Origin of the sequence: uncultured Intestinimonas sp. (assembly GCF_944387245.1) — a bacterium.
Lineage (GTDB): Bacteria > Bacillota > Clostridia > Oscillospirales > Oscillospiraceae > Intestinimonas.
Genome location: NZ_CALXEE010000004.1, coordinates 1 through 23,027, shown reverse-complemented (window position 1 = coordinate 23,027; position 23,027 = coordinate 1). Strand labels below are relative to the sequence as shown.

Here is a 23,027-nt window from a genome sequence, read left to right as displayed (position 1 = left end):
GAGACCACCCTTGGTCCGCAGTATGACTGGCTATGGTAGGGGGGAGGCCGTGCTCCACGGCCGCTCCATCGTGGTGGAGGTCCGGTCGGTGAACAACCGGTACCTGGACTGCAACATCAAGATGCCCAGAGCCTATATCTTTGCCGAGGACGCCATGAAAAGCCGCGTCCAGAGCGCCATTTCCCGGGGAAAAGTAGACGTCTTTGTCACCATGGACAGTGCAGGCGCCGACGCGGTCACTGTAAAGGTGAACCATCCGGTGGCGGCCGGCTATGTGGCGGCGCTGAAGGAACTCAAAGACACCTATCAACTCTTGGGCCTGCCCGATCTGGCCCTGATGGCCCGGTTCCCTGATGTGCTCCAGACGGAGAAGGCGCCGGAGAATGTGGAGGAGGCTGCCGCCGATATCTGCGCGGTGCTGGACCAGGCTCTGGCCGACTTTGCTGTCATGCGGGAGCGGGAAGGGGAGCGGCTCTCCGCCGACATCCTCTCTCGGGCCGATACCATCGAGGCCCTCACCGGGCAGGTGGAGGAGCAAAGCCCAAAAACGGTAGCCGAGTATCGGGCTCGTTTGGAGGCCAAAATGCGTGAAGTCCTCCAGAATCAGCAGTTGGACGAGAGCCGCATTCTCACTGAGGCGGCCATCTTTGCCGACAAGGTGGCGGTGGATGAGGAGACCGTCCGCCTACGCAGCCACCTTTCCCAACTCCGGACCATGCTGAGCCAGGGTGGTCCTATCGGCCGGAAGCTGGACTTCCTCATCCAGGAGTTCAACCGGGAAGCCAACACCATTGGCTCTAAGTGTAACGATCTGGAGATCGCCCGCCATGTCATTGATATCAAGGCAGAGATCGAAAAGATCCGGGAGCAGGTCCAGAACATCGAGTGAGAGGAAGCGGCAGCATGAAGCTCATCAATATCGGCTTTGGCAATATGGTCTCAGCAAGCCGGCTCATCGCGGTGGTGAGTCCGGAGTCCGCCCCCATCAAGCGTATGGTCCAGGAGGCCAGGGAGCGGGGCGTCCTCATCGACGCCACCTTTGGCCGGAGGACCCGAGCGGTTCTGGTCATGGACAGCGACCACATCGTACTCTCGGCCATCCAGCCAGAGAAGGTGGCCGGGCGCTTTGCCGGCGGTGAGCCGGCGGCGGAGGATGAGGAAGAGGAGGCAGAGGACTGATGGCACTCAAGAAAAAGACACACGGCGAGCTGATTGTCCTGTCCGGCCCATCCGGCGTGGGTAAGAGTACGGTGATCGCTGAGCTGCTCAGTCAGCGGCAGGATATTTATTTTTCCGTTTCATTCACTACTCGGAAGCCCAGGGTGGGTGAGGCTAACGGTGTCAACTATAACTTTGTGGATCGTGCGGAGTTTGAGGGCATGATTTCCCGTGGAGAACTCCTTGAGCACGCAGAGTATGTGGGTAACTACTACGGCACCTCGCTGAAGGTCATCCAGGAGAAGCTGGATGCCGGAATTGATGTGCTCCTGGACATCGAAGTCCAAGGCGCAGCCAAGGTCCGTTCAAAATGTCCCGAGGCGGTGCTTATCTTTATCATCCCCCCCTCCTTTGAGGAGCTCTCCCGCCGTCTGCGGGGACGCAATACCGACAGCGAGGAGGTCATCGCCGGTCGGCTCACCAAGGCCCAGGAGGAATATACTCAGATTCCCAATTATGACTACCTGGTGGTCAATGATAAGGTCTCTGACGCCGCGGCGGAGATCATTTCCATCCTGACGGCAGAGGACTGCCGGACCAGAAATCGCATGCACCTGGTGGAGGGGATCTGAGGATCTTCCGCCCAGTGTCCATACCGGACGCAGTTCCGGATATTCTATGCAGTAAACAAAGGAGTTGGATCTGTTATGATGCTCTATCCCGCTATGAAGGACCTGCTCGCGCAGGTGCCCAGCCGTTATCAACTGGTGAATGTGGTGGCCCACCGGGCCCGTCAGATTGCCGCCGATGCCGAAGAGGGGGGCTATCCCCTCAACGATAAGCCCGTGAGCATCGCGATCCGTGAGATCGCCGAGGGCAAGGTGGATTTGAGCCTGCCCCCTCAGCCCCAGGCTTGACTTGTGTCCGGGGGTACGGACACATTCCCAGGCGTGATGGAAGTGCCGGACGGGCGAACAGCCCCCGGCGCTTGCCTTTTCTGTGACGGAAGGAGAGAGCAGCGGTGGATGGGGCGGTCATCGCAAAAATAGCCCTGGCGGCGGCCGCCTATGCCATCGACAGGCCCTACGATTATCTGGTTCCAGCAGAGCTGGAGGGCAGGGTTGTGCCCGGTGTTCGGGTGCTGGTGCCCTTCGGTCGTGGAAATAAGCGTACAGAAGGCATCGTGCTGGCCTTATCCAGTGAGCTGCCGGAGGGAAAGCGTCTCAAAGAGGTGTTTGCCGTTCTGGATGACGCCCCCGTACTGGACGGACAGGGCCTGAAGCTGTGCCTGTGGATGCGGGAGCGGTATTTCTGCACCGTGTACGACGCTGCCCGGGCCATGCTGCCAGCAGGGCTGTGGTTCTCCATCCGTGACAGCTATCACATCGCCTCCAGTGTGGACCGGGAGGCCTCTTATGCCGCGGTGGGACGCTCCCGTCTGGCTACGCAGATCCTGGACCTCATCTGGGCCTGTGGCGGCTCCGCCGAGTTGGGGCAGATCCATGCCGCTCTGGGTACTGCCGATCCCGCCCCCGCTTTGAAGCTGCTCACCGAGCAGGGCGTGCTCACCCTGGAGACCAGCGCCCAGCGGGGGGTGGGAGACAAACGGGAAAAAGTGGCCTCCCTGGCCGTTCCGGCGGAGGAGGCCATGGCTCAGGTAACGTCCAAGCGCCGGAGCGCCCCCCTGAGGTATGCTGTGGTGGAACTCCTGAGCACCGTGGGCAGCGCCAGCGTCAAGGAAATCTGCTATTTCACCGGCGCTTCTGGCCCCACCATCAAGTCTCTGGTCAAAAGCGGGCTGGTCACACTGGAGGAGCGGGAGGTCTTTCGTGGGGGACATGAGGAGGCGGACGGACCCACAGCGCCTCCACCAGTGCTCAATGCGCAGCAGGAGGCCGCTTTTCAGACTCTGGACGGCCTGTGCCGGTCCCCGGAGCCCGCCGTAGCCCTCCTCTATGGTGTGACGGGCAGCGGAAAAACCCAAGTCTATCTCCGCCTCATCCAAGCGGCGCTGGACCGGGGGCAGACCGCCATGGTCCTGGTACCTGAAATCGCCCTCACCCCGCAGCTCCTGCGGATCTTCACCGCCCACTTTGGAAGCGACGTGGCCGTGCTCCACAGCTCTCTCCGGGCCGGGGAACGCTACGATGAGTGGAAGCGCCTGCGCTCCGGTCTGGCCCGTGTGGCCCTGGGTACCCGCTCCGCTGTCTTTGCCCCTCTGGAAAACCTGGGCCTCATCATCCTGGATGAGGAGCAGGAGGGGAGCTACAAGTCGGAAAATACCCCCCGGTACCACGCCCGGGAGATCGCCAAATACCGCTGTGCCAAAGCGGGGGGACTACTGGTGTTGGGGTCGGCTACCCCGTCGGTGGAGACCATGTATCTGGCCAAGACCGGGGTCTATCGCCTGGTGGCATTGACCAAACGCTACAATGAGCGGGCACTTCCGGCCGTCTATATTGCGGACATGAAGGAGGAACTCCGCTCCGGCAACGGTACCAGTATTGGTTCCCTGCTGCGCCGGGAGCTGGAGTCCAATCTGGAACGTGGGGAGCAGTCCATCCTGTTCCTCAACCGCCGTGGGGCCAGCCGCATGGTCTCCTGTGGAGAGTGCGGCGAGGTGCCGGTGTGTCCCCGGTGCTCAGTCCACCTCACTTACCACTCGGCCAATCACCGGCTCATGTGCCACTATTGTGGCCACTCCGAGCCCTTGCCGGAGGCCTGCCCGGTTTGCGGTGGCACCCTGAATTTTATCGGCGCCGGAACCCAGAAGGTCCAGAGTGAGCTAGAGGAACTTTTTCCCGGAGTGGAGATTCTTCGGATGGACGCCGACACCGTGTCGGCCGCCGACGGCCACCAGAAGCTGTTGGACCGCTTTCAGCGAAAAAAAGTGCCCATTCTGGTGGGCACCCAAATGGTGGCCAAGGGCCTTGACTTCGAGAATGTGACCCTGGTGGGGGTGGTTGCCGCCGATCTGGCTCTGTACGTGGACAGTTTCCGGGCTTCGGAACGGACCTTTTCCCTCCTCACCCAAGTGGTGGGCCGGGCTGGCCGGGGAGAAAAGACCGGCCGGGCGGTGATCCAGACCTATACGCCAGACAACGACGTGATCCGCTGTGCCGCTGTCCAGGACTACAACCGCTTCTACGCCCAAGAAATTGACCTGCGGCGACTCATGGACTACCCGCCCTTCCGGGATGTCTTTGTCCTCACCGCCTCGGGTACCGACGAGTCCGCCGTACTCCGAAAATGCCAAAAGCTCCGTCGCAGCCTGGAGAGCTGGGCAGCGGCCTGGAATGACTATGATACGCGGCCACGCTTGCTGGGGCCTGCTCCGGCGGCAGTGGCCAAGGTGAACAACCGCTACCGCTATCGACTGACCCTGCTCTGCCAAAACACCAGGGAGGTCCGGCAGCTCATCGCCGGCCTGCTCCAAGCCGCCGCCGATGACCGTGAGATCCGGGGCGTTTCGGTGTTTGCCGATGTGAACCCATACGATTAGGAGGATACGACTATGGCACTGAGAAAGATCCTGACCGACAAGGACCCCGCACTCCATAAGGTCTGCCGTCCAGTTAACAACTTCGACCAGCGGCTTTGGGACCTGCTGGACGATCTCAAAGAAACCTTGGCCGATGCCGGCGGCGCCGGTCTGGCCGCCCCGCAGGTTGGCATCCTGCGCCGGTGCGTCATCGTAGTGGACGCCCAGGAGCAGATGCTGGAGCTGGTGAACCCGGAGATCATCTGGCGTTCCGAGGAGATCCAGGACGGCTGGGAGGGTTGCCTCAGCGTCCCCGGCAAGTGGGGCACTGTGGAGCGGCCCATGAAGGTCCGGGTTAAGGCCCAGGATCGGAACGGCAACTGGTTTGAGGTAGAGGGGGAGGCCATCGTGGCACGCTGCTTCTGCCATGAGCTGGATCACCTTGAGGGCCACATCTTTACCGAACTCACTGACCGGCTCTATACCCAGAAGGAGTTGGACGAGATGTACGAAGAGGAGGACTGACCGTGCGCATCCTCTTTATGGGCACCCCCGATTTCGCCGTGGCCTCTCTAGCCGCCCTCCTGGAGGCCGGTCACGAGGTGTGCGGTGTTTTTACCCAGCCAGACAAGCCCAAAAACCGGGGCATGAAGCTCCAGGCAAGCCCTGTAAAGGAATATGCCATTGCACATGATATCCCAGTGTTCCAGCCTCTGAAAATGAAGGACGGAGAGGCCATGGGCTATATCCGTGACCTGGGGCCGGAGCTTATCGTGGTGGCGGCCTACGGCCGCATCCTGCCTTCTGATATTTTAGACTATCCCGCTTATGGCTGCATCAATGTCCATTCCTCACTGCTGCCCAAGTACCGCGGAGCAGCGCCCATTAACTGGGCCATCCTCAACGGGGACAAGACCACCGGCGTCACCATCATGCACATGGCGCCGGAGCTGGACGCCGGAGACATGATCCTCCAGGGAGAGACTTCCATCGGCCCCGATGAGACGGCCCCCGAACTGTTTGCCCGCCTGGCGGAGCTGGGCGGCAAGCTACTGGTGGAGGCAGTGGAGCTGCTGGCCAAGGGGGAGGCCCCCAGGACACCGCAGGACGCTGCGGTCTCTACCTATGCCCCCATGCTCAGCCGGGAGCTTTCCCCCATGGACTGGTCCAAAGGGGCACAGGCCCTCCATGACCAGGTCCGCGGGTTGCTGCCTTGGCCCTGTGCTACGGCGGAATTCGGTGGGATCAGATGTAAAGTGTTTTTAACTGACATTATTGACAGTACAACGGATCTGGCTCCCGGCACAGTCGCGGAGGCGGGAAAGACAGGGGTCGTCATGGCCTGCGGCGGAGGGACCCTGCTGCGAATCAAGGAACTTCAGCCCGATGGGAAGAAGCGGATGGCGGCGGCGGATTTTCTCCGCGGACATCCCCTGACAGAGGGCGAAAAGCTGTAAGTAGAGTAGGAGAGAGGGAGTGATCCTATGGCCGGCAATGCCCGGGAGGTGGCGCTGCTGACCCTGTCCGCCTGTGATCGGCAGGGTGCCTGGTCGGATCTGTCGCTAAAAAAGAATATCAGGGCCGCTGGTCTGGACAGCCGGGACGCCGCACTGGCCACCCGGTTGTGCTTTGGTGTGCTCCAGAACCGGCTACTACTGGACTTCTATATTGGGAAATTCTCTACTGTGAAGCCAGAGCGGATGGAAAACAAGGTCCTCAATGCCTTGCGTCTGGGGGCTTACCAAATGGCCTTTCTCACCCGAGTGCCGGTGAGTGCCGCCGTCAACGAATCGGTGGACCTGGTGAAGCGCCACAGTAAGAACGCCAGAAGCCCGGGATTGGTGAACGGCATCCTCCGCTCTATGGCCCGGAACATCGACCGCCTGCCTACTATCCCGGAGGAGGACCCGGTTTCCTACCTCTCTGTGTGTTATAGCCACCCTGAGTGGTTGGTAAAAACCTTTTTGGAGGCGCTTGGTCCGGTAGAGACGGAGCGCCTTCTGGTCTTGGACAACGGTGAGCCGCCTACGGTGGCCCAGGTCAACCGTCTTCGGGGAACTTCTGAGGAGGTGCTGGCCTCTCTGCGGGATGAGGGTGCCCAGGCGGAACCCCACCCCTGGCTGCCTGATTGTCTGACCCTCACCGGTGGCGGTGATGTGGAGAACCTTACGGCTTTCCGGGAGGGCCGTATCTACATCCAGGATGCCGGCGCCCGTCTGGCGGTGCTGGCGGCCGGACCCAAGCCCGGAATGGCGGTGTTGGATGCCTGCGCCGCCCCCGGAGGCAAGTCTTTTGCCGCCGCCATTGCCATGGAAGATCAGGGGAATCTGGTCTCCTGCGATATCCATGCCCATAAGAAAACGCTGATCGATGCCGGTGCCAAGCGGTTGGGGATCACCTGCCTCACCGCCGCCGTCCAGGATGGGAAAGCTCACCGTGCCGAGTGGGAGGGAACTTTTGACCTGGTGATGGCTGATGTGCCCTGCTCCGGTCTGGGCATCATCCGAAAAAAGCCAGACATCCGCTATAAGGACCCGGCACCTCTGGCCGGACTTCCCGCGGTGCAGGCGGCCATTTTAGAGAATGTTTCCACCTATGTAAAAGCTGGAGGCGTGTTACTATACTGCACATGTACTTTACAGACAACAGAGAATGAGGACATTGTGATCACCTTCCTGGAGCGCCATCCGGAGTACACTTTGGAGGGCTTTACCCTGCCGGGACCGGTGGGAGAGGTGCCGGAGGGCATGGTCACCCTGTGGCCCCAGCGACATGGCACTGATGGTTTTTTCTTTGCAAAGCTGAGGAGAAGGGCGGAGGATATCTGTCCGCCTCAGAATAAGGACTGATGCCGCCGAAAAGGCGGCGAGGGAGCATGACATGATCGACATCAAATCTATGACCCAGGAGGAACTGGGCATATGGCTCAAGGAGCAGGGGGAACCCGGTTTTCGAGCCAAGCAGATTTTTACCTGGCTCCACCGGGGAGCGACCTCCTTTGACGAGATGACCAATCTCTCCAAGTCTTTACGGGAGCGGCTGAGCGCCCAGTGTGTGATCACCCATCCGGAGGTGGCCCGCAAGCAGGTCTCCGCCCAGGACGGCACTATCAAATACCTCTGGCGGCTCCTGGACGGAAATTGTATTGAGACGGTTTTGATGCGCTACCACCATGGGAATACTGTATGTATCTCCTCCCAGGTGGGCTGCCGGATGGGCTGCGCCTTCTGTGCCTCCACACTGGGTGGCAAGGTTAGAGACTTGACACCTTCCGAGATGATCGATCAGGTCCTGTTTACTCAGCTCGACGCGGGTGTGCCCATCTCCAACATCGTCCTCATGGGCATCGGTGAGCCGCTGGACAATTTTGATACCGTGCTGCGCTTCCTGGAGCTGGTGAATCACTCGGATGGGCTCAACATCGGTATGCGTCATATCTCCCTGTCCACCTGTGGCCTCACGGAGAAAATTGACAAACTGGCGGAGCATCGTTTACAATTAACTCTATCGGTTTCCCTCCACGCACCGGATGACGAAACCCGGAGCAAAATCATGCCGGTGAATCGGGGGATTGGAGTGGAGAAGCTCTTCGACACCTGCCGCCGATATTTTGAGACTACGGGCCGGCGTATCTCTTATGAGTACGCCATGATCGACGGGGTCAACGACAGCGATGCACAGGCAGACCTCCTGGCACATCATTTGAAGGGGACGCCAGGACATGTGAATCTCATCCCCCTCAATGAGGTTAAGGAGAGCCCGCTGAAGCCCAGTCGCCGTGTGGCGGAGTTCCAGCGCCGTCTGGAACGCCAGGGTATCACCGTAACGGTGCGCAGAAAGCTTGGAGGCGATATTGACGCCTCCTGCGGTCAGCTCCGGCGAAAGGCCATGGGCGAGGCAGCTGAGTCGCCAACGCATAAGGTCTAGCCGGATGGGCGAAAGGACTGATTCGATATGAACATATGGGGTATTACCGATGTGGGCATAGTCCGACAGCAAAACCAGGATGACTACCACATTGAGCTCCTGGCAGAAGACATGGCACTGGGTATCGTCTGCGACGGTATGGGTGGTGCCAAGGCGGGCAATGTGGCCAGTCAGCTGGCGGTGGAGACTTTTTTGGAGACGGCTAAGGCCCAGCCGCCGGAGCAATGGCGGAACGAGCCGGAGGCTCTCCTCCACTTTGCAGCAGAGCAGGCCAACGGCGCCGTCCATTTTCGCGCCAATATTGACGCTGACTGTCGTGGCATGGGTACTACCATGGTGGCCGCGCTGGTCATCGGGAATCAGGCATACGTTCTGAACATTGGTGACAGCCGATGCTACCTGGTGCGGCCGGAGGGTATTTCGCGGGTGACACGGGATCATTCCGTGGTGGAGGATCTGGTGGCCCGGGGACAGATTACGCCGGAACAGGCCAGACAGCACCCGCAGAAGAACCTCATCACTCGGGCTTTGGGGGCAGAATCCAAGCTTCGAGCCGATCTTTTCCGGCAGCCGATGGAGCCGGGTGATGCTTTGCTCCTATGCTCCGACGGCTTGAGCAACATGGTCTCCGATCAGGAACTACTCTATGAGGTCCTCCACGGCGGCCCTGCGGAGGACTGCTGCCGGAGGCTACTGGACATCGCACTGTCCAGAGGTGCACCGGACAACGTGACTGCGGTCCTGCTTCAGATGTGACAAGGAGGATACCCCCATTATGGATCAATACATAGGGAAATTGCTGGACAACCGATATGAGATCCTGGAGCGGATCGGTACCGGCGGTATGGCGGTGGTGTTCAAGGGACGTGACCACCGACTCAACCGACTGGTAGCGATCAAGATCCTCAAGGATGATCTGGCGAAGGACGCTGAATTCCGTCGCCGGTTTCATGATGAGTCCCAGGCTGTAGCCATGCTCTCTCACCCCAATATCATGGCGGTGTACGATGTAAGCCGCTCTGAGCAGGTGGAATACATCGTTATGGAGCTCATTGACGGCATTACCCTCAAGCAGTATATGCAGCGGAAGGGAGGCCCCTTGAGTTGGAAGGAATCCCTCCATTTTATCACTCAGATTATGAAGGCATTGTCCCATGCCCACGGACGGGGTATCATTCACCGGGACATAAAGCCACAGAATATTATGGTCCTCCGGGATGGGAGCATCAAGGTCACCGATTTCGGTATCGCCCGGCTAGCCTCTGCCGCCCAGAGTACCCTGACGCAGGAGGCCCTGGGGTCTGTCCACTATATCTCTCCTGAGCAGGCTAGAGGGAGCCGTATCGACGGTCGAAGTGATATTTATTCCGCCGGCGTAGTGCTCTATGAAATGCTCACCGGTCGGTTGCCCTTTGAAGGGGACACCCCGGTATCGGTGGCCATCCAGCACATCAACTCGATCCCGCTGGCGCCCCAGGAACTTAATCCTGACATTCCGGAGGCCCTGGAGGCCATCACCATGAAGGCTATGGCGCCCAAGGTGGAGAACCGGTACCGCAACGCCGATGACATGCTCTATGATCTGGAAGAGTTCCGGAAAGACCCCAGCATCGATTTGGAGTATGACCCGGCTAAGCTCTTTGCCACGCCGGACGTTACTGATGAGCCTACCCAGGTCATTGGAACAGGGAGTAGACGCAGGAGCGGTGATACCGGCTCCATGCGTCGGCGGAATCGGGAGGAGGCGGAGCGCGGGGAACGTGCCTCTTCTTCCGAACACCCCAGAAAACGGCAGAAAGCCAACATGTCGGTCCCTCTGGCTGTAGCCTCTATCCTGGTCTTTATTATCGGGATCGGCGTATTGCTGTGGGTGGTTTTCTTTAGCAACAGCTTCCACTCTGACGAGCGCCACACTGTCCCCAATCTCTATGGTATGACGGTGGAGGAGGCCATGGCCGACCCCAAGGTCCAGGGAATCTTCGAGATTGTGGAGGGCGGATCGGTATCCAGCAGCCTAGAACCAGGTAAGATTGTCTCTCAGGAGCCTGATGCGAAGCAGCAGGTCACTGGTGAGGACCTTACCATCACGGTGATGACCAGCGCGGGTGAAGAGCCTATTTATATGCCCGATCTGGTGAACAAGGATTATCTGGAGGCTCAACAGGCCCTTTTGGATCTGGGGATCTCCAAAGCCAACATCACAATGACATATGAGACTTCTGACGAGATCACCGAGAACTATGTCATCCGTACAGTGCCTCTGGCCAATAGCGCCATTCAGCCTGATACCATGGTGGAGATTATCGTCAGCCAGGGTCCCAAGGTGGTCCAGCGTACCATGCTCACGGTTGAGGGGATGACCCTTGATAAGGCTAAGGATCTCCTGGAAGGGGAGAATGGCTTGGGGCTGGTAGTAAAAGCTGTCTATATCGATAGCGACAAGCCCAAGGATACGGTGCTCATTCAAAGCATTCCCACCGGTGCCCAGGTGGATGAGGGAGAAACCGTTACGCTTCAGGTGAGCAATGGTTCCGGTACCACGGAAGAACAGCCTAATGTCGAGAGTCCGGCTCCGGAAGAGCCGACTCCCAGTGACTCGCCTACACCCAGCGTGGATCTGGAAGTGAAGACAAAGCAGTACTCCGTCACACTTCCGGATGGTGATCCAGACGAGATCGTCACTGTGCGGATCAACGGCTCCGGCTATGACCAGACCAAGCAGGTTCCTTTGATGGTTCAAACCGTTGTTTTCAATATCACCGGAAAAGGGAAGCAGAAATATGATATCTATATCAATGGAGAAAAGGATCACAGTATCGAGATCGACTTTGATACCGGGGAAGTGAAGGCGGGATGAGTCAGGAGACCGGTATGATCCGCAAAGCCCTCAGCGGCTTCTACTATGTGGATGACGGCAGCGGAGAACTGGTCTCCTGCCGGGCAAGAGGCAAGTTCCGCCATCAGAAAATTACCCCCCTGGTAGGGGACCGGGTGAGATTCACCCGCCTTCCTGAGGGTACCGGGGCCTTGGATGAGATCCTGCCCCGGAAAAACGAGTTTCAGCGGCCCGCTGTGGCCAATATTGACCAACTGGTCATCATCGCCTCCGGGGCCATTCCAGTCACCGACCCTTTCCTCATTGACAGAGTGACCGCCATCGCTGACAGCAAAGAAGGCTGTGACTGCCTGATCTGCATCAACAAGTGCGACTTGGCTCCCGCCGATGAGCTCTATGAGATCTACACTGCCGCTGGTTTTCCCACCCTCCGGGTCAGCGCCGCCACAGGGGAAGGAATTGATAGTCTTAGAGCTGCAATATCTGGAAAGGTATCTACCTTTACAGGGAATTCTGGCGTAGGCAAGTCCAGCATCCTCAATGCCCTCTCTCCCGGCTTCCATCTCCAGGTGGGAGAGGTCAGCGAAAAGCTGGGCCGCGGCCGCCACACCACCCGCCATGTGGAGCTCTACCGCCTGGGGGCGGACGCCGTGGTGGCTGATACCCCCGGCTTCTCCTCCTTTGACACGGAACGCATGGAGCTGCTCCGGAAGGAGGAGCTCGAGAGGGCCTTTCGGGAGTTCCGCCCCTATCTGGGTGAATGTCAGTTCGTGGGTTGCTCACATGTAAAGGAAAAGGGCTGTGCAGTGCTTGCCGCCCTGAAGGAAGGGAAAATCATGCCCAGCCGACACGCCAGCTACATCAGATTGTGGGAGCAGGTCAAGGACCTGCGGGAATGGGAGCTGGAAAAGCACGGAAAGGGCTGAGACACACATCACGCCTCCTTCTGCGTATACTGGTAACAGCGGTGCCAGTCTACGTGGAAGGAGGCTATTTTTATGAAGATCGTCGTGGTGCGATCCCCCAAGTACCTCAGAGGTGTGTTAAAGGCCCTTTTCGGCCTGCGCTGAAAAAATGGCATAGCCCGGAAACCTTGTACATATGCTCCCTGTAGAAACGCTACAAGGAGAGGAACGCTATGGAGCTGGAACTGAAGACCACCCAACTCAACTGCTACGATACCGTTTTGGATACCACGCTCTTCCAGGAGGAGACACTGGAGAGCATCGTCCCAGACGCCTGTCCGGATATCCTGCGCATCGTGGACACGGAGGCGGCGGTGTGTCTGGGGACCAAGGAGGCCCAGGAGGGCAAAGCGGAGGTGACTGGGACGGCCCGGTGCGCCGTTCTCTATGAAGCGGAGAGCGGTGAGGGGGTGCGGCGGATCACCGTCAGCATCCCCTTCACCTGTACCGCTGAGGCACTGGGGCTCACCCGACAGTGCCGATTGTCGGCGGAGCCCCGGGTGATGTGGGCAGATGCCCGGAGCCTTAATCCCAGGAAGGTTCTGGTGCGGGTGAGCCTGGCCATAGCGGTACAGGCCTACGTCCCACAGGCCCCCAACTTCTGCGATGGTGTGGACGGCGAGGAGCAAAACGGAATTCAGACCTTGGAAGAATCTCAGACCGCATGCTTTATCATAGGTGTAGAGGAGAAGTCCTTCACATTTTCGGACGACCTGAGCCTGTCAGCAACACGGCCACCGGCGGAGGAAATACTGAAAAGCCGGGTGGATATGGTGTGCGGAGAGTCTAAACTCATCGGCAACAAGCTCATCTTCAAAGGAGAAGCTGGACTGCGGCTGGTATACCGGGAGCCGGGCGGTGGGCTGTGTGGCGCCGACTTTACGTTGCCATTTTCACAGATTATGGAGGTGAGTGGTGTAGGTGAGGAGGCCGACTGCACATTGTCGGTGGTACTCACCGGGATCGACTGCACCCTCGATGGGAACGAGGGGAGGATGATGTCGGTGTCTCTTGGTATGCTGGCCCAGGCGGTGGTCAGGGAGGAGCGCCAGGTGACCCTTCTGGCCGACATCTACAGCACCGCCTACGACCTGACGGTCCAGCGCCGGAACTATACACTGGCCCGGCTGCTGGAGCATGGGGAGCGGCGGATTACCGCCCGGGAGCTGCTGGAGACGGCATCCCCGGTGCGGGAGGTCTGTGACGTCCATATCCACGTGGGACAGGTGGAGGCGGAACATGACGGAGAGCAGGGGCGGCTGAAGGCGGAGCTCTCGGCCACAGTAGTCTATCTCTCCGAGGAGGGGATGCTAGAGGCGGTCACCCGTACCATCTCCGCAGTGTGTCCGGTGGAACTTCCAGCCGGTGTGATTTGTAGCTGTCGCTGCGTCTGTTCCGGTGAAGGGGCGGCGGCCCCAGCGGGAGGCGGCGTAGAGCTGCGCTGTCCCCTGGAGTTTCGCTATCTATCTCTGATGCCGCGGCAGGCTACCGGTGTAGCCCAGGTCCGGCTGGATGAGGATACGCCCAGGGATCCCTCAGCCCGTCCTTCCATCGTGCTGCGGGCCGTGGAAGAGGGGGAAAGGCTCTGGGATATTGCCAAAGCTTACGGCACCACCATGGAGGACATCGTCCAGGCCAACAGCCTGGGGGAGGACGCCCTCACGGCGGGGCGGGTCCTGCTCATCCCCAAGAAGCGGTAAAAGGAGGCGTCTCCATTGGAAGATCGGAATATCTATGAGGACATCGCCCGGCGCACTGAGGGCGACATCTACATCGGTGTGGTGGGTCCGGTACGGACGGGCAAATCCACTTTTATCAAGCGGTTCATGGAGACGTTGGTGCTGCCCAACATCGAAAACGTCTACCGCAAGGAGCGGGCCCGGGATGAGCTGCCCCAGAGCGGCTCCGGCCGGACGGTGATGACCGCCGAGCCCAAGTTCGTGCCTGAGGAGGCGGTGGAGCTCACCATGGAGGGCGGCACTCGTATGTCGGTGCGGCTGGTGGACTGCGTAGGCTATATGGTGCCCGGCGCTGTGGGGCAGACCGAGGACGACCAGCCCCGGATGGTGACTACCCCCTGGTTCGATCACCCCATCCCCATGACGGAGGCGGCGGAGATCGGGACCCGAAAGGTGATCTCCGAGCACTCCACCATCGCCGTAGTGGTGACCACCGACGGCAGTGTCACCGATATCCAGAGAGAGGATTACCTAGAGGCAGAGGAGCGGGTCATCACCGAGCTTAAGGAGCTGGGAAAGCCTTTCCTGGTCCTCCTCAACTCGGCATTCCCCAACTCGGAGCGGGCCAAGGCCATCCGGAACGACATCGCGGGCCGGTACGACGTGACCTGTGTAGCGGTAAACTGCCTTGAACTGAGCCAGGCGGATGTGACAGACATTATCCGGGCAGTGCTCTTCGAGTTCCCACTCCGAGAGCTGGATCTAAATCTTCCCGCCTGGGTGGATGCCTTGCCGGGGGACCATCCCATCAAGAGCGGTCTCTACGCCGCCATCCGGGAGCAGGCTGGCGGGCTCCGGCGCATTCGGGATGTGGATGGCGTGATCTCCGCAATCGGTAACAGCGAAGGGGTCAGCCGGGCCCAGGTCACCTCGGTAGAGTTGGGTACTGGCCTGGCTGCCGCCGACCTGGAGCTGCCCCGCAGCCTCTTTTACGAGACTCTATCCGCCCAGTCCGGCTTCTCCATCCAGGATGACGGCGACCTCATGGGCCTGCTCACCCAGCTCTCGGAGGTCAAACGGTCTTATGACAAGGTGGCCGACGCCCTCCGGGAAGTGAAGGAGACCGGCTATGGCATCGTGGTGCCCACCACCGACGAGCTCAAGCTGGAGGAGCCAGAGATTGTCCGGCAGGGGGGGCGGTATGGGGTCCGCCTCAAGGCTTCCGCCCCCTCCATCCATATGATCCGGGCCGATATTGAGACAGAAGTCTCGCCCATCGTGGGCAACGAGAAGCAGTCCGAGGAGATGGTCCACTATCTGCTCCAGGAGTTTGAGGGGGACACCAAGGCCATCTGGCAATCCAACATCTTTGGCCGCTCCTTCCACGAGCTGGTCAGCGAGGACCTGAATACCAAGCTCAAGCGGATGCCGGAGGATGCCAGAAGCAAGCTTCAGGAGACCCTCCAGCGCATCATCAACGAGGGTTCCGGCGGACTCATCTGTATCATCTTATAAAAAATGCCGCGGACCGGCCGGTCCGCGGCATTTTTTCAGATTATATAGCTTCTCGTACCACTGAGACCGTGTCGAAGTCCAGTTCTGCCATGAGGGCGGCGGCCTTCGCCGTGATGCGCTCGCCGCTGACGGCAATGGGGATGGCCGGGGGGCAGGATACCGCTGCCCCGGCACAGATCCGGCCTGCGGCCTCCGCCACCGGGACCTCCTCCCAGGGGGAGAGCATGGCTGACCTGGGGGAGAGGACCCGCTCACCGGGAGCGGGGAGGGCAGCAGGGGTCCGCCCCACACCGGGAAGGAAGCCAGAAAAAGCTGCCTCCACTCTCTGAAAGTCAGACTCCAAGGCGTCGGAGGAGTACATAAGCACCACCGCGTCGGGGTCGGCGTACTCCGGCTCCACACCGTTCCGGCGCAGCAGGTCCGCCAGCTTGTAGCCGGAGATACCCGCTGCCCAGCCGTCCACCACCAGTTTCAGGGGTTCCCCGGGACGCACTGGGACACCCTGAGCAGCGAGTTTGGACTTCAATGTATCCAGATGGTGGACCACCTGTTCCAGCTGAGCACCGTAGCCCTCGGCCAGGCGGCGGTTGCAGGCGTCCAGGGACTGGAGAATGAGATAGGAGGGGCTGGAGGACCCGAAGAGGGCCATGGCCTGCCGGGCCTCCTGCTCATAGGAGGCGAGGGCAGTGGGGGAAACGTGGAGATAGGCGCCGCCGGTGAGCACTGGAAGGGTCTTGTGGGCGGAGTCGCAGCACAGGTCGGCTCCCAGGTCCATGGGGTGACGGGAGGGCTTGAGGAAGCGGAGGTAGGCCCCGTGAGCGTTGTCCACTAACAGGGGGACGCCGTGGTTGTGGCAGACCTCGGCCAGACCGGCGATGTCCAGCATGCCCCCCAGATAGTCGGGGGAGGTGACGTATACCGCCAGAGGGGGTACGGGCTGCTCCGCTAGCACCCGGTCCAGACCGGCAGGGGAGAGGGGACAAGCGCACATGGGACTCTCCCCCTCTGGAAGAAGCCACTTCGGCTCCAAATCTAGGAGAGCGCAGCCGTGAAGAAAGGCCTTATGGGCATTCCGGCCGGCCAGCACCGTCCGGGAGGCGTTGGGTGCCCGGTGGAGGAGAGCCAGGTGGAGCATGGCCTTCACGCACTGGGAAGAGCCGCCGGCGCTGTAAAAGGTGTGGCGGGTCCCAAAGAGGGCAGAGGCGTTGTTCTCGCTCTCCAGGATGATGCCCTCCGGGTGGGAGAGGTCGTCGGCGCCGGCCACCTCGGTGATGTCCAGGGCCTCGCAGCCCAGAGGGCCATTTCCCTTGTGTCCGGGCATGTGGAGCCGGGCGGGATAAGCGGCGGCGTAGCTGCGCACGAAATCACAAATGGGGGTATTCATGCCTAAGCGTCCTGGCTCTGGGCCACCTGGAGCATGATGGCGCACTCCATCCGCTTCTTAAAGAGTTCACAGCCATAGGGGTAGATGCCCCGGATGCTACCGGAGGCGTGGTAGCTGTTGGCGGCACAGCCGCCGGAGCAGTAGAGTCGGGCCCAGCAGTCGGCGCACTCGGGCCGAGCGTAGGCGTTGCAGCTGCGGAACTCATCCTGAACGGAGGTATTGGTCACTCCGTCCCAGATGTTACCCAGGGAGTACTTGGGGTCGCCCACGAACTGGTGGCAGGGAAAGAGCTCGCCCCAGGGGGTGACGGCCATGTACTCGGTGCCGCTGCCGCAGCCGGAGATGCGCTTGTAAATACAGGGGCCGTGCTTCAGGTCCAGGATATAGTGGTAGAAGGTAAAGGGACGGCCCTCCCGCTGCCGCCGGAGCATCTCACGGGCCAGAGTCTCATACTGTTCGAAGAGCACGGGCAGGTCCTCCTGGGTGAGGGCGCAGGGGTCGTCGGGGGAGCACACCACCGGCTCCATGCTCAGCTCGGTAAAGCCCAGGTCAGCCATATGGAGGATGTCGTTGACGAAATCGGTATTGTGGTGGGTGTAGGTACCCCGGATGTAGTAGCCCTTGTCGCCCCGGCGCTCCACAAAGTGCTGGAACTTGGGCACGATGGTGTCATAACTGCCGTTTCCGGCGTAGTCCTTCCGGAATCGGTCGTGGACCTCCTTACGGCCGTCCAAGGAGAGGACCACGTTGTGCATCTCCTTGTTGCAGAAGTCGATGACCTCGTCATTCAGAAGCACACCATTGGTGGTGAGGGTGAACCGGAAATTCTTGTTGTGGATTGGCTCCAGGCTCCGGGCGTAGGCCACCAGGTCCTTTACCACCTGCCAGTTCATCAGGGGCTCACCGCCGAAGAAGTCCACCTCCAGGTTCCGGCGGGTGCCAGAGTGGGCCACCAGGAAGTCCAAGGCCTGCTTGCCTACCTCAAAAGACATGAGGGCCCGCTCGCCCTGGTATTTGCCCTGGCTGGCAAAGCAGTAGGAACAACTCAGGTTGCAGGTGTGGGCCACGTGGAGACACAGGGCCTTGATGACGTTGGAGTGGTTCTTGTAGTCAGCGGCCATAGGGGCGTAGGTGTCGGGGGTGAAGAGCTTGTGATCCTCCTTCAGCGCCGTCACGTCGTCGATGCAGGCGCGGACCTCCTCCTCGGTGACGTCTGGGCGGTCGGGGTAGTCGGTCAGGATGCGCTGGCAGATCTCGGCGGGGGTGTGGTTGGGGTAGAGGGCGATGATGTCATACGCCACCTCGTCCACCAAATGGACCGAGCCGCTGCAGGTGTCCAGGACGATGTTGTAGCCGTCCAGCTTGTATTGATGTACCATAAATCTTGATCCCTCCACAGGATGATTGTCTCTTGGAAACGGAGCCTCAGACCGGCCCACGGCAAAAAAAGTGCCGCCTCACTGCAAGGCGGCACTCAGGTTTGACGTCTGCTTACTGCTCGTTGTTCTCGCAGGGCTGGTTGGCCACGCCGCAGCTGGTCTTGCAGGCGGACTGGCAAGAGGTCTGGCACTCGCCGCAGCCGCCGGTGGTCACGCTCTTGCAGAGGTCGCGGGTCTCGATGGTCTTGATTCTATTCATGGTCCAAGTCTCCAATCGTTTCAGTCTGTTCTGTGCAGAGCACAGCTTTTCCTCTATACAGATTAAAACAAGAACGGCAGATTGTCAAGAGGAAAACGCCCGTCAATCGGTAAAGGCAAAGGCCCGGAGTGCGGCATCATCGGTAACATAGAGGGCCCGATACCCGGTTTTAAGCCATCCCTTCCGGGTAAACTCCCCCAGCACCCGGCTCACGGTCACCCGGCTCACCCCAACGGCGGCACCGATCTCCTCGTGGGTGCAACGCAGAGCCCCGCCGGATTCTGGCGGGATGGAAAGGAGATACCGCGCCACCCGCTGGCCTGCCGGACGAAAGGACATACCGTCCACATGGTCGGAGAGAAGACGCACAGTTCGAGCCAGGTACTGGAGCATGGGGAGCGCCAGCTCCGGGTGGCTCCGGAGGACCCGGTCCAGCCGATCGCGGTCGATAGAGACTACTTTGCACTCAGTCACGGCCACAGCGGAGGACACCCGGGGACAGCCGTCAAAAAAAGCGGCCTCGCCCATCAGATCCCCCGAGCGGTGGGTGGTGAGTACCCGCTCATCTCCTGTCTCCGAGCTGATGTAGCTCCGGGCACTGCCGGAGAGAAGATAATAAAAAGTATCCGCCTCGGTGCCTTGTAGGTAGATGAGCTGCCCCGGGGCGTAAGTTCTGGGGAACTGTCCCTGAGCCAGAGACACCCAGGGAGCGTTTTCGCCCTGCTCTGTCATATGCCTTCCCACCTTTCCACCTATTGGCAGCATTGTATCACGGTTTACATTCTTTCTGCAAGCCCTCTGCCATAATAAAACCAATCAAACAAACAGGAGGGACCAAAAATGGGTATGACCATGACCCAAAAGATCCTGGCAAAGCACGCGGGCCTTGCATCGGTGGAGGCCGGGCAGCTTATTGAGGCGAAGCTGGATCTGGTGCTGGGCAACGACATCACCACTCCGGTGGCCATCACCGAGTTTGACAAGGCGGGACTCACGCAGATCTTTGACAAGGACAAGATCGCCATCGTCCTGGACCACTCCGTCCCCTGTAAGGACATTAAATCCGCTCAGCTCTGCGCCCAGGCCCGGGCCTTTGCCCAGCGGTTCGACATCACCCACTTCTACGATGTGGGGCAGATGGGCGTAGAGCACGCCCTCATTCCCGAGAAAGGCCTGGCCGCCCCCGGCGAGGCCATCATCGGCGCCGACTCCCACACCTGTACTTACGGCGCTCTCGGCGCCTTCTCCACCGGCGTGGGTTCCACCGACATGGCTGCTGGTATGGCCACTGGTCTCGCCTGGTTCAAGGTGCCATCCGCCATCAAGGTCACCCTCACCGGAAAATTCACCCCCTACGTGAGCGGCAAGGACGTGATACTCCACCTCATCGGTGAGATCGGTGTGGACGGCGCCCTCTATAAGTCGCTGGAGTTTGCCGGGGACGGTGTGGCCCAGCTCACCATGGATGACCGCTTCACCATCGCCAACATGGCCATCGAGGCCGGCGCCAAGAACGGCATCTTCCCTGTGGATGACCAGACCCGGGAGTACCTCAAGGGTCGAGTAGACCGTCCCTGGGAGGCGGTGGAGCCCGACGCCGACGCCGTCTACGACCAGGAGGTAGTCATCGACCTCTCCACCCTGCGGCCCACCGTGGCCCTGCCGCACCTGCCCTCCAACACCCGGACGGTGGACGAGGTGGCCGGCCTGCCCATCCAGCAGGTGGTCATCGGCTCATGCACCAACGGCCGGCTCAAGGACCTCCAGGAGGCTGCTGATATCCTCAAGGGCCGCAAGGTGGCCAAGGGCGTGCGCTGCATCGTTCTGCCCGCCACCCAGCAGATCATGATGGACGCTATGGCCCAGGGTCTCATCCAGACCTTCATCGAGGCCGGCTGCGCCGTCTCCACCCCCACCTGCGGACCCTGCCTGGGCGGCCACATGGGCGTCCTCTCCAACGGGGAGCGGGCGGTGTCCACCACCAACCGCAACTTCGTGGGCCGCATGGGTCCCACCGACTCCGAGATCATTTTGGCCAGCCCCGCCGTGGCGGCGGCCTCCGCTGTGGCCGGCTGCATCGCCGACCCGGCAAAGCTGTAAGGGAGGAGAAAGGCAATGAAGATCTATAAATACGGCGACAACGTGGATACCGACGTCATCATCCCCGCCCGCCACCTCAATAACCCCGACCCCAAGGCCCTGGCCTCCCACTGCATGGAGGACATCGATGAGAAGTTTGCCTCCACAGTGGAGCCCGGCGACATCGTGGTGGCCGGCGCCAACTTCGGCTGTGGCTCCTCCCGGGAGCACGCCCCCCTGGCGTTGAAGTCCTGTGGTGTGAAGTGCGTTATCGCCAAGAGCTTTGCCCGTATTTTCTACCGCAACTCCATCAACATCGGCTTCCCCATCCTGGAGTGTCCCGAGGCCGCAGAAGCCATCCAGCCCGGTGATACCGTCACTGTGGACTTCAAAACCGGTGTCATCTCCGATGAGACCCAGGGTAAAACCTTCCAGGCCGCACCCTTCCCGGCTTTTGTGGACGGCATCATCGAGGCCGGTGGCCTCCTCAATTCTCTGAAGGTGAGAGGTGTGGCGAAATGAATTACAAGATCGCGCTCATCAAGGGTGACGGCATCGGACCAGAGGTTGTGAATGAGGCTGTGGGCGTCATGGAAGCCGTGGGTAAGAAGTTTGGCCACACCTTCGAGTTCGTGGACGTGCTGCTGGGCGGCTGCGCTACCGACGCGGTGGGGAAGAGCTACCCCGACGGCACCGCTGAGAAGTGCAAGGCCTGTGACGCTGTGCTGCTGGGCGCCGTGGGCGGGCCCAAGTGGGGGAGTGATAAACCCGCCGAGCAGCGGCCAGAGACCGCCCTGCTGGCCATCCGGAAGGACCTGGGCCTCTATGCCAACCTACGTCCCGCCGCTCTTCGTCCCGCCATGGCCGATGCCTGCCCCCTGAAGAAGGAGACCGCTGAGAAGGGCATCGACCTCATGATGGTCCGGGAGCTCACCGGCGGCATCTACTTTGGCAAGCGGGACAAGTACCAGACCGAGGACCGAGGCCTGGAGGCCACAGATTTGATGGCCTACTCTGAGAAGGAGATCGAACGCATCGGCCGCCGGGCCTTCGAGCTGGCCCGCCTGCGCCGGAAAAAGGTCTCCAGCGTAGACAAGGCCAACGTGCTGGAGACCAGCCGCCTGTGGCGCTCCGTTATGCACCGCCTGGCGGAGGAGTACTCCGACGTCCAGTATGAGGATGTGCTGGTGGACAACTGCGCCATGCAGCTGGTCCGGGACCCCGGCCAGTTTGACGTGGTGGTCACTGAGAACATGTTCGGCGACATCCTCTCCGACGAGGCCAGTATGGTGACCGGCTCCATCGGCCTGCTGCCCTCTGCCTCTATCGGAGATACAGCCCCCGGCCTCTATGAGCCCATCCACGGCTCCGCGCCCGACATCGCCGGCCAGGACAAGGCCAACCCCATTGCCACCATTCTGTCCGTGGCCATGATGTTCCGCTACTCCTTCCAGCGTGCCGAGGAGGCCAACGCCATCGAGGCGGCGGTAGACGCAGTGCTGGCCGAGGGCTGGCGGACCCCCGACATTGCTGAGCCGGGTGTAAAATCCATCGGTACCAAAGAGATGGGCCGGCTCATCCGGGAGCATATTTGAATTCTGTAAAAAGCAGAAGGCTGAGCCCAATAGGTCACATGGTGCACCTATTGGGCTCAGCCTATTGTGGGGGGAGAGAGCCCCCTATACAATGTCAGTGTCAACCCTGCTCTTTCATTAAAAGGGGCAGGGCTGTAACACTGCTCAGTCCTCCCAGCGGATGGCGGATACCGGGCAGGAGTCGATGGCACTCTGCACATCGCTCCGATCCTCCTCGGATGCCGCCTGGTAGGCTTCGGCTTTACCGTCGTCATTCATGCGAAACACCGCGTCGCACATTCCACAGCACAGGCCGCAGCCAATACAGGTATCCTGATCTACAAATGCTTTCACATCAATCGCTCCTTTTTTAAAATACGACCACCAGAAGCATCTTGAATGCTTCTTCTCCGTAAACGGCATGGGGGTGCCCGGCGGGCATGACAATGGACTCGCCTTCGTGCAGAAGATAATCAACACTGTCAATGGTGATTTTACCCACTCCGTCCAGGCAGGTAACAAAGGCGTCTCCGCCGGATTCATGGGTACTGATCTCCTCACCCTTGGAAAAGGAGAACAAGGTGATGCTCAGGGCATCGTTCTGCGCCAGTGTCTTGCTGACCACCTGTCCTTCCTGGTAGGCAATCTGATCCTTCAAAACCAGCACCTCTGCCTGGGGGATGTTTTTCATTTTCATGTTCATTATGGTACCTCCTTAATGATAATTATGCGATAGTCTGTGGCTCCTAATACGCCTTCATATCTAGCGCTGTTGGGGAGGTGATTGAAAA

General features: G+C 60.3%; 23 protein-coding genes. 17 read left to right on the top strand and 6 right to left on the bottom strand.

What is annotated here, in order from left to right; genetic code table 11:
- The first annotated feature begins 10 nt into the window (after positions 1-10).
- The 14 genes from Q0K15_RS01330 to spoIVA all read left to right on the top strand — a co-directional run bounded on the left by Q0K15_RS01330 (position 11) and on the right by spoIVA (position 15,561).
- On the top strand, positions 11-889 hold the full coding sequence (locus Q0K15_RS01330) for a YicC/YloC family endoribonuclease (protein ID WP_294510949.1): 879 nt from the start codon (positions 11-13) through the stop codon (positions 887-889).
- Between the two features lie 14 nt (positions 890-903).
- A complete protein-coding gene (gene remA / locus Q0K15_RS01325; protein ID WP_294510946.1) occupies positions 904-1,179 on the top strand; it encodes an extracellular matrix/biofilm regulator RemA in 276 nt (91 codons plus the stop codon).
- Complete coding sequence (gene gmk, locus Q0K15_RS01320) at positions 1,179-1,790, top strand: guanylate kinase (RefSeq protein ID WP_294510943.1); 612 nt, start codon at positions 1,179-1,181, stop codon at positions 1,788-1,790. The genes remA and gmk overlap by 1 nt, the downstream gene beginning before the upstream one ends.
- 75 nt (positions 1,791-1,865) lie before the next feature.
- On the top strand, positions 1,866-2,075 hold the full coding sequence (rpoZ, locus tag Q0K15_RS01315) for a DNA-directed RNA polymerase subunit omega (RefSeq protein WP_204738544.1): 210 nt from the start codon (positions 1,866-1,868) through the stop codon (positions 2,073-2,075).
- Positions 2,076-2,179: 104 nt separating this feature from the next.
- Positions 2,180-4,660: a primosomal protein N' gene (priA, locus tag Q0K15_RS01310; RefSeq protein ID WP_294510935.1), complete on the top strand. Its 2,481-nt coding sequence runs from the start codon at positions 2,180-2,182 to the stop codon at positions 4,658-4,660.
- A 12-nt stretch (positions 4,661-4,672) separates the two neighbouring features.
- A complete protein-coding gene (gene def, locus Q0K15_RS01305; protein ID WP_294510931.1) occupies positions 4,673-5,164 on the top strand; it encodes a peptide deformylase in 492 nt (163 codons plus the stop codon).
- Between the two features lie 2 nt (positions 5,165-5,166).
- The gene (gene fmt / locus Q0K15_RS01300; protein WP_294510928.1) at positions 5,167-6,096 is read left to right on the top strand and encodes a methionyl-tRNA formyltransferase; all 930 of its coding nucleotides are present in this window, start codon (positions 5,167-5,169) and stop codon (positions 6,094-6,096) included.
- Between the two features lie 27 nt (positions 6,097-6,123).
- Entirely contained in the window at positions 6,124-7,488 is a 1,365-nt protein-coding gene (rsmB, locus tag Q0K15_RS01295; protein ID WP_294510926.1) for a 16S rRNA (cytosine(967)-C(5))-methyltransferase RsmB, read from the top strand.
- Between the two features lie 31 nt (positions 7,489-7,519).
- Positions 7,520-8,566 carry a 23S rRNA (adenine(2503)-C(2))-methyltransferase RlmN gene (gene rlmN, locus Q0K15_RS01290; RefSeq protein WP_294510924.1) on the top strand — a complete coding sequence of 349 codons (1,047 nt, stop codon included), beginning with the start codon at positions 7,520-7,522 and terminating at the stop codon, positions 8,564-8,566.
- 27 nt (positions 8,567-8,593) lie between these two features.
- A complete protein-coding gene (locus Q0K15_RS01285; protein WP_294510919.1) occupies positions 8,594-9,322 on the top strand; it encodes a Stp1/IreP family PP2C-type Ser/Thr phosphatase in 729 nt (242 codons plus the stop codon).
- 19 nt (positions 9,323-9,341) lie between these two features.
- Positions 9,342-11,423, top strand: coding sequence for a Stk1 family PASTA domain-containing Ser/Thr kinase (gene pknB, locus Q0K15_RS01280; RefSeq protein WP_294510916.1), 2,082 nt, complete (start codon positions 9,342-9,344; stop codon positions 11,421-11,423).
- A complete protein-coding gene (gene rsgA, locus Q0K15_RS01275; RefSeq protein WP_294510913.1) occupies positions 11,420-12,328 on the top strand; it encodes a ribosome small subunit-dependent GTPase A in 909 nt (302 codons plus the stop codon). The genes pknB and rsgA overlap by 4 nt, the downstream gene beginning before the upstream one ends.
- 212 nt (positions 12,329-12,540) lie before the next feature.
- Complete coding sequence (locus Q0K15_RS01270; RefSeq protein ID WP_294510908.1) at positions 12,541-14,067, top strand: SPOCS domain-containing protein; 1,527 nt, start codon at positions 12,541-12,543, stop codon at positions 14,065-14,067.
- Between the two features lie 15 nt (positions 14,068-14,082).
- Complete coding sequence (spoIVA, locus tag Q0K15_RS01265; RefSeq protein ID WP_294510904.1) at positions 14,083-15,561, top strand: stage IV sporulation protein A; 1,479 nt, start codon at positions 14,083-14,085, stop codon at positions 15,559-15,561.
- A 40-nt stretch (positions 15,562-15,601) separates the two neighbouring features.
- Here the strand turns inward: spoIVA and Q0K15_RS01260 are convergent, their stop codons facing one another.
- From Q0K15_RS01260 to Q0K15_RS01245, 4 genes are all read right to left on the bottom strand, one after another.
- Entirely contained in the window at positions 15,602-16,945 is a 1,344-nt protein-coding gene (locus Q0K15_RS01260) for an amino acid decarboxylase (protein ID WP_294510901.1), read from the bottom strand.
- Between the two features lie 2 nt (positions 16,946-16,947).
- Positions 16,948-18,324, bottom strand: coding sequence for a thioether cross-link-forming SCIFF peptide maturase (gene scfB, locus Q0K15_RS01255; protein WP_294510898.1), 1,377 nt, complete (start codon positions 18,322-18,324; stop codon positions 16,948-16,950).
- A gap of 112 nt (positions 18,325-18,436) precedes the next feature.
- A complete protein-coding gene (gene scfA / locus Q0K15_RS01250) occupies positions 18,437-18,583 on the bottom strand; it encodes a six-cysteine ranthipeptide SCIFF (protein ID WP_130850054.1) in 147 nt (48 codons plus the stop codon).
- 102 nt (positions 18,584-18,685) lie between these two features.
- Entirely contained in the window at positions 18,686-19,315 is a 630-nt protein-coding gene (locus Q0K15_RS01245; protein WP_294510894.1) for a Crp/Fnr family transcriptional regulator, read from the bottom strand.
- Between the two features lie 108 nt (positions 19,316-19,423).
- Between Q0K15_RS01245 and leuC the strand changes: the two genes are divergently transcribed.
- Genes leuC through leuB form a run of 3 tightly spaced genes read left to right on the top strand, consistent with a single transcriptional unit; the run spans position 19,424 to position 22,257 of the window.
- A complete protein-coding gene (gene leuC / locus Q0K15_RS01240; protein ID WP_294510892.1) occupies positions 19,424-20,683 on the top strand; it encodes a 3-isopropylmalate dehydratase large subunit in 1,260 nt (419 codons plus the stop codon).
- Positions 20,684-20,698: 15 nt separating this feature from the next.
- A complete protein-coding gene (locus Q0K15_RS01235) occupies positions 20,699-21,184 on the top strand; it encodes a 3-isopropylmalate dehydratase small subunit (protein WP_294510890.1) in 486 nt (161 codons plus the stop codon).
- A complete protein-coding gene (gene leuB, locus Q0K15_RS01230) occupies positions 21,181-22,257 on the top strand; it encodes a 3-isopropylmalate dehydrogenase (protein ID WP_294510886.1) in 1,077 nt (358 codons plus the stop codon). Before Q0K15_RS01235 ends, leuB begins: the two co-directional genes overlap by 4 nt.
- Positions 22,258-22,401: 144 nt before the next feature.
- Here leuB and Q0K15_RS01225 read toward each other — a convergent pair whose 3' ends face one another.
- Positions 22,402-22,590: a ferredoxin gene (locus Q0K15_RS01225; RefSeq protein ID WP_294510883.1), complete on the bottom strand. Its 189-nt coding sequence runs from the start codon at positions 22,588-22,590 to the stop codon at positions 22,402-22,404.
- Positions 22,591-22,606: 16 nt separating this feature from the next.
- On the bottom strand, positions 22,607-22,939 hold the full coding sequence (locus Q0K15_RS01220) for a cupin domain-containing protein (RefSeq protein ID WP_294510881.1): 333 nt from the start codon (positions 22,937-22,939) through the stop codon (positions 22,607-22,609).
- Positions 22,940-23,027: the final 88 nt, after the last annotated feature.

Excerpts from the sequence above, each read along its gene's own strand:
- def (WP_294510931.1), top strand. The coding sequence starts at position 4,673 with ATGGCACTGAGAAAGATCCTGACCGACAAGGACCCCGCACTCCATAAG.
- pknB (WP_294510916.1), top strand. The coding sequence starts at position 9,342 with ATGGATCAATACATAGGGAAATTGCTGGACAACCGATATGAGATCCTG.
- rpoZ (WP_204738544.1), top strand. The coding sequence starts at position 1,866 with ATGATGCTCTATCCCGCTATGAAGGACCTGCTCGCGCAGGTGCCCAGC.
- rlmN (WP_294510924.1), top strand. The coding sequence starts at position 7,520 with ATGATCGACATCAAATCTATGACCCAGGAGGAACTGGGCATATGGCTC.
- Q0K15_RS01270 (WP_294510908.1), top strand. The coding sequence starts at position 12,541 with ATGGAGCTGGAACTGAAGACCACCCAACTCAACTGCTACGATACCGTT.
- Q0K15_RS01235 (WP_294510890.1), top strand. The coding sequence starts at position 20,699 with ATGAAGATCTATAAATACGGCGACAACGTGGATACCGACGTCATCATC.
- gmk (WP_294510943.1), top strand. The coding sequence starts at position 1,179 with ATGGCACTCAAGAAAAAGACACACGGCGAGCTGATTGTCCTGTCCGGC.
- leuC (WP_294510892.1), top strand. The coding sequence starts at position 19,424 with ATGGGTATGACCATGACCCAAAAGATCCTGGCAAAGCACGCGGGCCTT.
- rsmB (WP_294510926.1), top strand. The coding sequence starts at position 6,124 with ATGGCCGGCAATGCCCGGGAGGTGGCGCTGCTGACCCTGTCCGCCTGT.
- Q0K15_RS01285 (WP_294510919.1), top strand. The coding sequence starts at position 8,594 with ATGAACATATGGGGTATTACCGATGTGGGCATAGTCCGACAGCAAAAC.
- scfA (WP_130850054.1), bottom strand. The coding sequence starts at position 18,583 with ATGAATAGAATCAAGACCATCGAGACCCGCGACCTCTGCAAGAGCGTG.
- Q0K15_RS01260 (WP_294510901.1), bottom strand. The coding sequence starts at position 16,945 with ATGAATACCCCCATTTGTGATTTCGTGCGCAGCTACGCCGCCGCTTAT.
- scfB (WP_294510898.1), bottom strand. The coding sequence starts at position 18,324 with ATGGTACATCAATACAAGCTGGACGGCTACAACATCGTCCTGGACACC.
- remA (WP_294510946.1), top strand. The coding sequence starts at position 904 with ATGAAGCTCATCAATATCGGCTTTGGCAATATGGTCTCAGCAAGCCGG.
- leuB (WP_294510886.1), top strand. The coding sequence starts at position 21,181 with ATGAATTACAAGATCGCGCTCATCAAGGGTGACGGCATCGGACCAGAG.
- Q0K15_RS01220 (WP_294510881.1), bottom strand. The coding sequence starts at position 22,939 with ATGAACATGAAAATGAAAAACATCCCCCAGGCAGAGGTGCTGGTTTTG.
- Q0K15_RS01245 (WP_294510894.1), bottom strand. The coding sequence starts at position 19,315 with ATGACAGAGCAGGGCGAAAACGCTCCCTGGGTGTCTCTGGCTCAGGGA.
- rsgA (WP_294510913.1), top strand. The coding sequence starts at position 11,420 with ATGAGTCAGGAGACCGGTATGATCCGCAAAGCCCTCAGCGGCTTCTAC.